Source organism: Bradyrhizobium sp. Arg816 (assembly GCF_029989365.1).
In the GTDB taxonomy this organism is placed as follows: Bacteria; Pseudomonadota; Alphaproteobacteria; order Rhizobiales; family Xanthobacteraceae; genus Bradyrhizobium.
Genome location: NZ_JAPRAQ010000014.1, coordinates 84016 through 96630 on the forward strand (window position 1 = coordinate 84016; position 12615 = coordinate 96630).

At 64.6% G+C, this 12615-nt stretch carries 13 protein-coding genes; 8 read left to right on the plus strand and 5 right to left on the minus strand.

What is annotated here, in order from left to right; genetic code table 11:
* Positions 1-133: 133 nt before the first annotated feature.
* Positions 134-1702, plus strand: coding sequence for an alpha/beta fold hydrolase (locus tag OWC48_RS29240; RefSeq protein ID WP_282523099.1), 1569 nt, complete (start codon positions 134-136; stop codon positions 1700-1702).
* 89 nt (positions 1703-1791) lie between these two features.
* The gene (gene cynS, locus OWC48_RS29245; protein WP_282523100.1) at positions 1792-2280 is read left to right on the plus strand and encodes a cyanase; all 489 of its coding nucleotides are present in this window, start codon (positions 1792-1794) and stop codon (positions 2278-2280) included.
* Positions 2281-2346: 66 nt separating this feature from the next.
* Here the strand turns inward: cynS and OWC48_RS29250 are convergent, their stop codons facing one another.
* On the minus strand, positions 2347-2670 hold the full coding sequence (locus tag OWC48_RS29250) for a DUF1476 domain-containing protein (protein ID WP_014494124.1): 324 nt from the start codon (positions 2668-2670) through the stop codon (positions 2347-2349).
* 319 nt (positions 2671-2989) lie between these two features.
* On the opposite strand from OWC48_RS29250, the gene purC reads away from it, so the two are divergent.
* Entirely contained in the window at positions 2990-3757 is a 768-nt protein-coding gene (purC, locus tag OWC48_RS29255; RefSeq protein ID WP_172782948.1) for a phosphoribosylaminoimidazolesuccinocarboxamide synthase, read from the plus strand.
* Between the two features lie 12 nt (positions 3758-3769).
* Positions 3770-4009 (plus strand): phosphoribosylformylglycinamidine synthase subunit PurS, encoded by a 240-nt coding sequence (gene purS / locus OWC48_RS29260; RefSeq protein ID WP_014494125.1) that lies wholly within the window; start codon positions 3770-3772, stop codon positions 4007-4009.
* Positions 4010-4022: 13 nt separating this feature from the next.
* Here purS and OWC48_RS29265 read toward each other — a convergent pair whose 3' ends face one another.
* Complete coding sequence (locus tag OWC48_RS29265; protein ID WP_282523101.1) at positions 4023-5039, minus strand: magnesium and cobalt transport protein CorA; 1017 nt, start codon at positions 5037-5039, stop codon at positions 4023-4025.
* A 170-nt stretch (positions 5040-5209) separates the two neighbouring features.
* Between OWC48_RS29265 and purQ the strand changes: the two genes are divergently transcribed.
* From purQ to OWC48_RS29280, 3 genes are all read left to right on the plus strand, one after another.
* Entirely contained in the window at positions 5210-5911 is a 702-nt protein-coding gene (gene purQ, locus OWC48_RS29270) for a phosphoribosylformylglycinamidine synthase subunit PurQ (protein WP_282523102.1), read from the plus strand.
* Entirely contained in the window at positions 5908-6894 is a 987-nt protein-coding gene (locus OWC48_RS29275) for a tripartite tricarboxylate transporter substrate binding protein BugD (RefSeq protein WP_282523103.1), read from the plus strand. Before purQ ends, OWC48_RS29275 begins: the two co-directional genes overlap by 4 nt.
* A gap of 216 nt (positions 6895-7110) precedes the next feature.
* Positions 7111-7854 carry a tetratricopeptide repeat protein gene (locus tag OWC48_RS29280; protein WP_282523104.1) on the plus strand — a complete coding sequence of 248 codons (744 nt, stop codon included), beginning with the start codon at positions 7111-7113 and terminating at the stop codon, positions 7852-7854.
* Between the two features lie 8 nt (positions 7855-7862).
* On the opposite strand, the gene OWC48_RS29285 is transcribed toward OWC48_RS29280, so the two are convergent.
* The 3 genes from OWC48_RS29285 to OWC48_RS29295 all read right to left on the minus strand — a co-directional run bounded on the left by OWC48_RS29285 (position 7863) and on the right by OWC48_RS29295 (position 10184).
* Positions 7863-8531 (minus strand): CPBP family intramembrane glutamic endopeptidase, encoded by a 669-nt coding sequence (locus tag OWC48_RS29285; protein WP_282523105.1) that lies wholly within the window; start codon positions 8529-8531, stop codon positions 7863-7865.
* 117 nt (positions 8532-8648) lie between these two features.
* Entirely contained in the window at positions 8649-9629 is a 981-nt protein-coding gene (locus OWC48_RS29290; protein WP_282523106.1) for a DMT family transporter, read from the minus strand.
* Positions 9630-9704: 75 nt separating this feature from the next.
* Complete coding sequence (locus OWC48_RS29295; protein ID WP_282523107.1) at positions 9705-10184, minus strand: PaaI family thioesterase; 480 nt, start codon at positions 10182-10184, stop codon at positions 9705-9707.
* A 183-nt stretch (positions 10185-10367) separates the two neighbouring features.
* Here OWC48_RS29295 and purL point away from each other — a divergent pair, with 183 nt between their 5' ends.
* Positions 10368-12578: a phosphoribosylformylglycinamidine synthase subunit PurL gene (purL, locus tag OWC48_RS29300; RefSeq protein ID WP_282523108.1), complete on the plus strand. Its 2211-nt coding sequence runs from the start codon at positions 10368-10370 to the stop codon at positions 12576-12578.
* Positions 12579-12615 lie beyond the last annotated feature (37 nt).

Genomic DNA, 12615 nt, shown 5'->3' on the forward strand with positions numbered 1-12615 from the left:
TGCCTGACACGGCGGTGCCGCATTCAGGAGCCTGAGCTGCTCGCTGGCGAGCGGGCTCGATCTGGCCTGACTGCTATCGCTGGACCGTCCCCTGCGCGTCCCCCGGGGCGCCGACCGGGGAGGAAGGATCTCCATGACGGCCTTTTCGCTTGGCACGTTCGGGTTCCCCGAGGTCCATGCCGACGACCGCCTGATCAAGCTGGCCTTGCGCAAGGGACTTGCGCTGCTGGTCTATCTCGCGGAAGCCAAAGCCCCCGTCGCGCGCGACGTCATTGCCACGCTGCTGTGGCCCGAGACGTCCCGCGAGACGTGCCTTGCGCGATTGCGGCGTCTGCTTCACCGCGTCGAACTCACGCTCGGCCAGGCGGTTTTCGAGACCGACCGCACAAGCTTGCGCTGGTCCCCGGAGGTCGAGCTGAAGATCGACTCGCATCTGTTCGAGAGCGCCTGCGATCGCGGTGCGTTTGAAGAGGCCTGCCGGATCTATCGCGGTGACTTCCTGGCGGGCTTTTCTCCGGACGACTGTCCCGAATTCGACGATTGGGCGTTCTTTCGCCGCGAGGCGTTGCGGGGACGGCTCGTGCAGGCGCTCGAACGTCTGGTGCAGGACAGGAATGCTGCCGGCGATCATCTCGCCGCGACACTGCATGCGGGCCGTCTGGTCGAGCTCGATCCGCTCAGCGAGGTGTATGGCCGGCACCTGATCCGCAGCCTCCTGCTTGCGGGCGACCGAAGCGCGGCGGAACGGCATCACGCCGCACTGGCGCAGCGGCTGCGCGACGAGCTTGGCGTCACGCCGGAAGCGGAGACCGAAGCGCTCATGAGTCGCGCGGCCGCGCCGCTGCGCGATGCTCTTCCAGCGACACGCTATGTGAAGGGCGCCGGCGTGCATCTGGCGTATCAGACCTATGGCAGCGGTCCGCTCGACATCCTGGTCATGCCCGGCTTCGTCTCGCATGTGGAACGCGCCTGGGAGCATCCGGCGAGCCGGACGTTTCTGGCCTCATTGATGAGACTTGGGCGGCTGATCGTTTTCGATCGCCGCGGCATCGGCCTGTCCGACCGGGTCGGATCGGCCCCCGGCATCGACGTCACCGCGGACGACATCGGCACCGTGCTGCGGGCGGCGGACTCGCGCCGCGTCGTGCTGTTTGGCGCATCCGAATGCGGGCCGGCCTGCATCAAATTTGCGGTCGAGCAATCCCGCCATGTGGCCGGGCTCATCCTGTTCGGCGCACTGGCCAAGGGCTGCTGGTCGGAGGACTATCCGCACGCACTGCGCGCCAGCCAGTATGATGCCTGGAGCAAGCACCTGATTGCGCAATGGGGCGGCCCGGTCGGGATCGAAGCCTTCGCGCCGAGCCTGGCCAATGATCCGCAGGCGCGCGCCTGGTGGGCGGGGCTGTTGCGCGCGGCGTCCAGTCCGGGCGGAATCTCCGCCGTGCTCGAGGCCTTTCGCGACGCCGACGTGCGACACCTTCTGGCGCGGATTGCGGTGCCGACGCTGGTGCTGCATCGGCGGGACGACAAGGCCGTGCGGATCGCGGCCGGGCGCGACATCGCGAGCCGGATCACCGGTGCGGAATTCGTCGAGCTCGACGGCAATGACCATTGGTTCTTTGCCGGCGACCAGCAGCCGGTGCTCGAGGCGATCAAGCGGTTCACGGAGGCTTTACCGCGTGAGGGGAGGTCGGGGCGGTGACGCCTCAAGCCTCATTTATTGGCACGTTTCGTGCCTCCCAAAGCGGCACAAACGACGTGACACGATGCCTGGCCAAGGGAGACCCTGACATGAAGCGCGAAGACCTCACCGAAAAGCTGCTCGACATCAAGCGCGAGAACGGCTGGAGCTGGAAACACATCTGCGACAAGGTCGGCGGCTATTCCGAGGTGCTGATCGTCGGTGCGATCCTCGGCCAGATGAAGCTGACGAAACCGCAGGCCGCCAATGCCGGCGAGCTGTTCGGCCTGTCGAAGGCCGAGACCACGATGCTCAACGAGGTGCCGATGCGCGGCACCGGCACGCCGATGCCGCCGACCGATCCGCTGATCTATCGCTTCTACGAGATGGTGATGGTCAACGGTCCGGCGTGGAAGGCGCTGATCGAGGAGGAATTCGGCGACGGCATTATGTCGGCGATCGACTTCGACATGGCAATGGAGTGCGTCGCCAACCCGAAGGGCGACCGCGTCAAGATCACCATGAGCGGCAAGTTTTTGCCGTACAAATATTACGGCGCCAGCGGCAATGTGCCGGAATACGGCTTCAAGGAGGGGTGAGGGACGCCAATGGCGAACAGCGAGTAGCGAATGGGCTCATTCGCTACCCGCCGCTCCCTAGTTCGCCTATTTGCCCGCCTTCACCTCGGCCGCGGCCACGGCGATCAATTCGCTCATCTTGGCGCGAATCGCCTGTTCGGTGATGGCGACGTTCTTGGCGGCGAAATCGGCCATGACCTTGCGCAGGACGTCGGCATCGCCGGCCTCCTCGAAATCGGCCGCGACCACTTCCTTGGCGTAGGCGGTGGCGGCCTCGCCGGTGATGCCGAGCTTCTCGGCGGCCCAAAGGCCGAGCAGCCGGTTGCGGCGGGCTTCCGCCTTGAATTTCTGCTCCTCGTCGAGGGCGAATTTCTTCTCGAAGCCTTCCTCGCGCTTGTCCAAACTGCTCATGCCTTTTCCAATTCCCTGCTGACTGGATCCGGCGGCCGTCGTTGCGACGGCCCCGGCGCATGCCTAGATAGGGGGCACGAATCGGCAAAACAACGAGCCGTTAAGCCGCAGGCAAGACGGTATAAGTTGATGCCGGGCGGCCGGATCGATTGTGCTGGGACAGCCAATCGGATAGGTTGCCTGAAGGCTTGGTTCCCGTTCTGTTTCCAAGGGGTTATAGACGGGTTCCCAGCCGTTCACGGCAGCTCCGCTGTGGGTCGTAACCTGGTAACCGGAGCACACCAAATACATGGATTTCAACAAAACACGGTACATCCCCATGAGCCGTCGGCGTCGTATTTATGAAGGCAAGGCAAAGGTTCTTTACGAAGGCCCGGAGCCCGGTACCCTGATCCAGCACTTCAAGGATGACGCCACCGCGTTCAATGCGAAAAAGCATCAGGTGATCGAGGGCAAGGGTGTCCTCAACAACCGGATCTCGGAGTACCTGTTTCAGCACCTCAACGACATCGGGGTGCCGACCCATTTCATCCGCCGCCTCAACATGCGCGAACAATTGATTCGCGAGGTCGAGATCGTGCCGCTGGAAGTGGTGGTGCGGAACGTTGCCGCCGGTTCGCTGTCGCAGCGCCTCGGCATCGAGGAGGGCACGCAGCTGCCCCGTTCGATCATCGAATTCTACTACAAGAACGACCAGCTCAACGACCCCATGGTGTCGGAAGAGCACATCACCGCCTTCGGCTGGGCCACGCCGCAGGAGATCGACGACATCATGGCGCTCGCCATCCGCGTCAACGATTTCCTCACCGGCCTCTTCCTCGGCATCGGCATCCGCCTCGTCGACTTCAAAATGGAGTGCGGCCGGCTGTTCGAGAACGAGATGATGCGGATCATCGTCGCCGACGAGATCTCGCCGGATAGCTGCCGTCTCTGGGACATCAAGTCGAACGAGAAGCTCGACAAGGACCGTTTCCGCAGGGATCTCGGCGGCCTGCTCGAGGCTTACACCGAAGTCGCAAAACGCCTCGGCATCCTCATGGAGAACGAGCGTCCGCAGGGCACTGGCCCGGTGCTGGTGAAGAGCTAAGAGGGATTTGACGTGAAGGCACGTGTTACCGTTACCCTGAAAACGGGCATCCTCGATCCGCAGGGCAAGGCCATCGAAGGCGCGCTGAAGTCGCTCGGCGTCGACGGCGTCGCCAGCGTTCGTCAGGGCAAGGTGTTCGACATCGAGCTTGCCGGCGCCGACAAGGCCAAGGCCGAAGCGGCGCTGAAGGAGGCCGCCGACAAGCTCTTGGCGAACACCGTGATCGAGAATTATCGGGTCGAGATCGTCTAGCCCGCGCGGCGCTTCACAGCCATCCGACGCGGCGGAAGCGCCAGTACAATCCGAGGCAGGCGAGGGCCATCATCCCCATGACGACGAAATAGCTGTATTCCCATTGCAGCTCGGGGATGTATTTGAAGTTCATCCCGTAGATGCCGGCGACTGCGGTGGGGACGGCGAGGATCGCGAGCCACGACGCGAGCGTTTTGGAGACCGCGGTCTCCTGCGCCTGTCCGACCAGCAGGCTCGCTTCGAAGGCGAAGGCCAGCACCTCGCGCATTGAATCGATGCGCTCCTGGATGTTCCTGACGTGGTCGGTGACGTCGCGGAACAGCGGCTGCATCGTCGCGCGCACCATCGCAAGCTCGTCATGCTCGAGGCGGCGGCAGACTTCCACCAGCGGGCCGATCGCGGTCCTGAGCCGCAACAGGTCGCGGCGCAGCATGTAGAGCCGCTCGATCTGCGCCTTGCTGATCGGCTTGGACAGCACGTCGTCCTCGATGCCCTCGACCTCCTCGTGGATGCTCTCCAGCACGGGCGAGTAGTTGTCGACGATGAAATCGAGGATGGCGTAGAGGATGTAGTCCTCGCCGCGCGCCAGCGCCCGCGGGCAGCTTTCGCAGCGTTCGCGCACCGGCGTGTAGGATGTCGAGGCGCCATGGCGCACCGAGACCAGATAGCTTTCGCCGACGAAGATGTGCGTCTCGCCGAAGGCGATCCGGCCCTCGATCAGTTGCGCCGTCCGCGCCACGATGAACAGGGCCTCGCCATATTGCTCGATCTTCGGCCGCTGATGGGCGTTGTTGGCGTCCTCGATGGCAAGGTCGTGCAGGTCGAACTGCTTCTGCACGGCGCCGAGCAGCGCCATGTCGGGCTCGTGCAGCCCGATCCACACCACGTGGCCGGGCTTGGCCCGCCAGCTCGAAGCCTCGCTGATGGCGATATTGGCGACACGCCGGCCGTCGACATAGGCGCCGGCGGCGATGACGCCCTGAGTGGACACCGGTTCGGAGGGGGAGGCGGGCCGCGACGGGACGTTCATGGCTTCAATCCCGGGCAAGATCGTCAGGCAAAAGTGCCGTGGCTATGGCCTGTGTACAAGGCCGCCCGGCAAGGCTAGCACTGGTAAAATCCCCGTCAAATGGCTATCTCTCTTCACGATTTTGGCCCTCTTTGGCCAGCCCGATTCCCATCACCTTCGGAACCCGAACCATGAAAGCCGCCATCCTCGTCTTTCCCGGAATCAACCGCGAGCGCGACATGGCGCGCGCATTGAGGCTGATCTCCGGCAGCGAGCCCGCGATGGTCTGGCACGCCGAGACGTCGCTGCCCGCGGGCACCGACCTCGTCGTGGTGCCTGGCGGCTTCTCCTACGGCGACTATCTGCGCTGCGGCGCGATTGCGGCGCGATCGCCGGTGATGGACGCGGTGCGCGACTATGCGGCCAAGGGCGGTCTCGTGCTCGGCGTCTGCAATGGTTTTCAGATCCTCTGCGAGTCCGGCCTGCTGCCCGGCGTCTTGATGCGCAACGCGCGGCTGAAGTTCATCTGTCACGACGTGCATCTGCGCGTCGAGCGCTCCGACACGCCGTTCACCCGCGGCTACAATGCGGGCCAGGTGATCCGCGTGCCGGTGGCGCATGGCGAGGGCAATTACGAGGCGGACGAAGAGACCATCAAGCGGCTCGAGGGCGAGGGGCGGGTGCTCTATCGTTACTGCTCGGCCGACGGCGTGGTCGATGATATCAGCAACATCAATGGCGCGGCGCAATCCATCGCCGGAATCGTCAACGACAGGGGCAACGTGCTCGGCATGATGCCGCACCCGGAGAACCACGTCGAAGACATCATGGGCTGCACCGATGGCCGCGGCCTGTTCGCCGGCCTCACTGCCCATCTGGAAAAGGCCGCGTGATCGCGTTCGTGGCGAAGCGGGCTCTCGCCGCGATCGCGGCGCTGTCGCTCGCGACATTTTCGCTCGCGACCGCCGCCTTCGCGCAGGATTTCCCCAAGCGTCCGCTCACCATGATCGTGCCGTTCGCGGCCGGCGGCACGTCGGACGTGATCGCGCGCACGGTGGCCGAGCAGATGGGCATCGCGCTCGGCCAGACCATCGTGATCGAGAACGTCGCCGGCGCCGGCGGCTCGACCGCGCTGGCGCGCGCCTCCCGCGCCGAGCCTGACGGCTACACCATCGCGATCGGCAACGCCGGCACCAATGCCGCGACCTACACGATCTATCCCAAACTGCCGTTCACGCCTGAATCCTTCGTCCCGATCGCCATGGTCGCGAAGACGTTCGGCATCATCGCGCTTCGCAAGGATTTTCCGGCGAAGGACCTGAAAGAGTTCATCGCCTACGCCAAGGCCAACCCCGGCAAGATCAATCTCGGCCACGCCGGTGTCGGCTCGTCGAATTACCTCATTTGCAAGAGCTTCGTGACGGCCGCCGGCATCGATGCGACGCTGGTCGGCTATCGCGGCGCGGCGCCTGCGCTCACCGACGCGGTCGGCAGCCAGATCGACGGCGTCTGCGACGCCGCCGCCTCCGTCTCGCAGTCGATCAACGAGAAGCTGGTGCGGGGGCTCGTGGTCGGCTCGACCGTGCGGCTGGCCACGCTGCCCGATCTGCCGACGTCTGCCGAGGCGGGCTTGCCGGACTTCGAAGCGCAGGGCTGGAATGGCCTGTTCGCACCCAAGGGCACGCCGCAGGCCGTCATCGCCAAGCTGAATGCAGCCGCGCGCACCGCGGTGGAAACCGACGCGGTGAAGAAGCGTTTTGCGGATCTGTCGACCGTTACGCCCGATCCCGACGAGCATACGCCCGAGGTGCTCCAGAAGCTCGTGACGCGTGACGTCGAGAAGTACCGGAAGATGCTCGCGGACGACGCCAAGTAGCAGCCGCCCAAATCATAGCTGCCCAAGTCATAGCGGTTTGGGCTTGCTGTCTCATGAACCTCAATCGCGTTTGAGACGACTGACTCCTCGTCGCCATCAAGGCGCGTGCATCCGGGGTCGCTGATTTCCGCGCGGATGGAAGCAACTCAAAGTTGTTTCGCTGCGCGAGTTGCGATATCAGGAAGCGTACGCTGTCGTTGTGCTCCCGGATGTCACATGCCCGTCGCTTTGGTCGTTCTGCTGCTCGATATCACGCTGATCTATCACGCGTCGCGAACCGGGCGATTGCGGCCCTGGGCTTTCATCATCCTGCTGGTGCCGATGATGGGCGCGCTCGCCTATATCGCGGTCGAACTCATCCCGGAATGGTTTTCCAGCCCCGGCGCGCGGCAGGCGCGCCAACGCGTCGCCAATCGGCTCGATCCGGAGAAGCGCTACCGCGAGCTGTCCGACCGGCTGGCTGTCACCGATACCATCGCCAATCGTGCGGCGCTGGCCGAGGAGTGCGCGAAGATCGGGCGCTACGGTGAAGCCGAGCAGCATTACGATCATATTTTGGCGCTGCCGATGGGCCACGATCCCGCCTACGCCTTCGGCAAGGCGCAAGCCGAATTCTCCGCAAAGCGTCCGGCCGATACGCTGGCGACGCTGGATGATCTTCAGAAGCAATGGCCGGACTTCGATTCCGCCGATGCGCATCTGCTCTATGCCCGCGCGCTTGCCGAGGTTGGCCGGCTCGACGAGGCGCTGGAGGAATATCACGCCGTCACCGACTATTTTCCCGGCGCCGAAGCACGGGTGCGCTACGGCATGCTGCTCCAGATGGTCGGCCGCAGCGCCGAGGCGCGCGTGGTTTTCAACGAGCTCCTGATCCAGATGCGGCGCGCGCCGAAATATCTGCGCGAGGCGCAGGCCGAGTGGCTCAACATCGCCGAGAAGCAATTGTCGGCGTCGCGCTGATTGCCGCTTCAACGCCAAACGCCAGAGAAGGCGATCAGGTCAACCAGGTAATGCACGAGCACGACCGGCCAAAGCGCACCTGAGCGCCGGTACATCGCCATGAAAAGGATGCCGGTTGTTGCGGCAAGCAGGATGTTTCCGATCCCGCTCCACCAATGAAAGGCGCCGAAGATCAGAGACGTCATGAGGATAGCAAAGACCCCATCGCCCAGGTAAGGCTGTGACGCGTTCCGAAGCAATCGCCTGAAAATGATCTCTTCACTGGCCGCGACCAGCGCCAAGCCAACGATGAGATCGAAGACGTTGAGCCAGCCGGTCGGGTGCGGGTATTTGCCAATGACGGTCGCTGGCAATGTCGCATTGATGAGTCGTCGCGGCCACTGACTCAAGCGGTCCAGCAGTACAATTCCTGCGATCCAGACCCCGATCTCAAGAAAAGAAATCCGGCGTTGCTCGCGTCGATAGGCAACAGCACGTGCTGCAGGAATCGCTGCAAGGATGGCCAGGGCGGCGATCCGCCCGGCATAGTCCCAGACAAGCCAACCCGCCGCAGTGTGCTGATGCAGTCGCATGAGCTGGGATGCAAATAGCGGAACAAGCGCGAGTGCGAACCACCAAATGCTGGGCACGCGATCGGCTTTTGAATCGCCAATGGCGTGTGGTGAACGACTGTCCATGCTGGGCCTTGAGGGAGGGATGCATCACGACAGGCTTGCGCGCGACTACCTCACATTCGTCCATCATGTGTCAATCAGGTTGTGACTGTGCCTTAGTGCGCCTCGTTGCGTTAGCACTCAGAGCCTGCGCAATCGTCCAAGCCACCGCTTGTAAACATCGCCCGGGATCGTCATCGTGGCGACGCCGGCCATGACCAGCACGAGACCGAGCGCGAGGTTTGACGGCACGGATTCGCCGAGCAGCACGATCGATAGTGCGACGCCGATCGGAATCCGCAAGTATCCCTGCGCGTTGGTGGTCAGCGTGCCGAGCCGAACCAGGCACATGTAGAACAGCATCAATCCCAGCGCGCTGGAGATGATGCCCATGGCGATGGTGGCGACGATTGCCGTCGGCGTCGGGTGCAGTGTCCAGGGCTGGTCGATGATCAGCGAGGGCGGCAGCAGCACGAGGCCACCGAACAGCAGCGAGCCGGTCGCCACCACCATCGGATCGTATTCGGAGAGCCGCAAGCCAAAGATGGTCGCGCAGGCAAAGGAGATGGTGGCGAGCAGGATCGCGATCTCGGCCACGATCTCGCCACTGAAGCCGCGCAGCGCGTCGAGACCGACGATGGCGATGGTGCCGGCAAGGCCGAGAATTGCGCCCACGAGCTTCAGCAGCGTCGCCGGCTCATGCCGCGTGATCAACGACGTGATCAGGAAAGCGAAGATCGGCGTCGTCGAGGCCAGCACCACCGTGTTCGACGCCGGCACATATTGCTGCGACCAGGTGATGACCAGGAACGGAAAGGTCGAGTTGATCAGCTGCTGGACTGCGAACAGCTTCCAGGCCTTCGCATCGGTCGGGAGCTTGAGGCCGCGCACCCACAGGATCGCGAACAGAAAGGCGGCCGCGATCAGCGAGCGCGCCGAGATGAAGGTGACAGGCGGGATGGTGGGAAGCGCGAGCTTCGCCAGCGGATAGGTGGAGCTCCAGCAGCAGGCGAGCGCGAACAGCAGCGCATAGTCGCGCCAGTTGCGGACGCCGGTGGCGATGATGGATGGCGACGATGATGCGGCGGCCGCCGTGCGGCCCGACGATGTGCTCTGCGGCACCTTGTTCCTGCTCCCCCGCGCCAGAGCGCTTGTCGCAAGTCTGGGCGAGGGGGTGCGAAAAGGGAAGGCGTCGAGCTATGCGTTTGGCTGGAGTGCCGGCTTCCGCTTCACCCGCTTGATCGTCCCGGAGAAGGTGAACAGCGGCCGCCCGGCCGAGGTCAGCTTGCCCCGCAGGAAGATCAGCGAGCCGCCGGCGCGGGACACTTCGCCGGCGCATTCGACCAGCTCGCCCTTGCGGGCCGCGTCGAGGAAATCACAGGCGAAATTCGTCGTCACGGCCGGGCCATCCAGCTCGTGGGTGGCGATCGCGAACAGGCAATAGTCGGCGAATGCCATGAAGCAGCCGCCGTGGACGTTTCCGGAGCCGTTGAGGTGCTTCTTCTCGACCCGGAAGGCCGAGCGGACGCTGCCGTCTTCCTCGACTTTGTGCCAGAACGGGCCGATATGGCTCTCAAAGCTGTCGCGAATCCAGGTTCGCCAACCCTTGAACTCACCTTCGGTGGCCACGTGCAGGTCGGGGCGGCGGGTGGATGGGACTTTGGTCAGCACGTGCAAGGAATTGGGCCTTCAATTACGGGTCTTTAGCCCTTAAATCCGATCCGTCCGCACCTTGCAATTCCTGTTCCCGCATCCCCCGGCCGCAAAACGTGGGACAGCGGGAAAATGCGCCATAAAGGGCTTTTCGTAGGCCCCCGATCTTCCTAAGAACGGCAAAACGCCGCCGAAAGCCCCGAATCCATGAAGAACGAACCCAAGATCACCCCCGAACTGGTTGCCGCCCACGGGCTCAAGCCCGACGAGTACGAGCGCATCCTGAAGCTGATCGGGCGGGAGCCGACCTTCACCGAGCTCGGCATCTTCTCGGCGATGTGGAACGAGCACTGCTCGTACAAATCGTCGCGTATCCATCTGCGCGGCCTGCCGACCAAGGCGCCCTGGGTGATCCAGGGCCCCGGCGAGAATGCCGGCGTGATCGATATCGGCGACGGCCAGGCCGTGGTCTTCAAGATGGAGAGCCACAACCACCCGAGCTACATCGAGCCCTACCAGGGTGCGACCACCGGCGTCGGTGGCATTCTGCGCGACGTCTTCACCATGGGCGCGCGTCCCATCGCCTGCCTCAATGCGCTGAGCTTCGGCGCGCCCGAGCATGCCAGGACGCGGCATCTCGTCTCCGGCGTGGTGGCCGGCGTCGGCGGCTATGGCAATTCCTTCGGCGTGCCGACGGTCGGCGGCCAGGTGCGTTTCCACACCCGCTATGACGGCAACATCCTCGTCAACGCGATGGCCGTGGGCCTCGCCGACGCCGACAAGATCTTCTATGCGGCCGCTTCCGGCGTGAACATGCCGATCGTCTATCTGGGCTCCAAGACGGGGCGCGACGGTATCCACGGCGCCTCGATGGCCTCGGCCGAGTTCGACGACAAGTCCGAGGAGAAGCGCCCGACCGTGCAGGTCGGCGATCCCTTCGCCGAAAAACTGCTGCTCGAGGCCTGCCTCGAGATCATGGAGAAGGGCTGCGTCATCGCGATCCAGGACATGGGCGCGGCCGGCCTGACCTGCTCGGCGGTCGAGATGGGCGCCAAGGGCGACCTCGGCGTCGACCTCGATCTCGACGCGGTGCCGACCCGCGAGACCGGCATGAGCGCCTACGAGATGATGCTCTCGGAAAGCCAGGAGCGCATGCTCATGGTGCTCAAGCCCGAGAAGGAAAAGGAAGCCGAGGCCATCTTCAAGAAATGGGGCCTCGACTTCGCCGTGGTCGGCTACACCACGCCGAGCAAGCGTTTCGTGGTCAAGCATGGCGGCGACGTCATGGCCGACCTGCCGATCAAGGAGCTCGGCGACGAAGCGCCGCTCTACGATCGCCCGCACGTGCCCTCCGCTGCGCTGCCGGTCGTGCATGCGCGCGACGTGCCGGCGCCGATGGGCGTCGGTGCCGCGCTTGAGAAGCTGATCGGCACGCCCGACATGTGCAGCAAGCGCTGGGTCTGGGAGCAATACGACCACGTCATCCTCGGCAACACCTTGCAGCGTCCCGGTGGCGACGCCGCCGTCGTGCGCGTGCAGGACGGGCCGAAGGGGCTGGCGCTGACCGTCGACGTCACGCCGCGCTATTGCGAAGCCGACCCGTTCGAGGGCGGCAAGCAGGCGGTGGCGGAAGCCTGGCGCAACATCACCGCGGTCGGCGGCAAGCCGCTCGCGATCACCGACAATCTCAATTTCGGCAATCCTGAACGGCCCGAGATCATGGGCCAGTTCGTCGGCTGCCTGAAGGGCATCTCGGAGGCCTGCCGCACGCTCGATTTCCCGGTCGTGTCCGGCAACGTCTCGCTCTACAACGAGACCAACGGCCGCGCGATCCTGCCGACACCTTCGATCGGCGGCGTTGGCCTGCTCGATGATTTCACCAAGTCCGCTTCGCTGGCCTTCAAGGCCGAGGGCGAGGCGATCCTCCTGGTCGGCGAAACCCACGGCTGGCTCGGCCAGTCGGTCTATCTGCGCGACATCTGCGGTCGCGAGGAGGGCGCGCCGCCGCCGGTCGACCTCGCGGCCGAGAAGCGCAACGGTGACTGCGTGCGCGGCATGATCCATGCTGGCACTGCGACCGCGGTGCACGATCTCTCCGACGGTGGCCTCCTGATCGCGCTCGCCGAGATGGCGATGGCCAGCGGCATCGGCGCAAAACTGCTGGCGGCGCCGGCGGCGCTCGTGCCGCAGGCCTATTGGTTCGGTGAGGACCAGGCGCGCTATCTCGTCACCGTGCCGGAAGCGGACGCCGGCCGCGTGCTGGCCAAGATGCGTGGCTGCGAGGTGCCCTGCGTGCGCATCGGCACCACCGGCGGCGATGCGATCGCGATCGCGGGCGAGGCGCCTGTCACGATCGATAGCCTGCGGAAATCGTTCGAGCGCTGGCTGCCGGAGTATATGGGCGGGAAGGCGGCCTGAGCCGCCGCCGCGAACTCCGTCATTGCGAGCGAAGCGA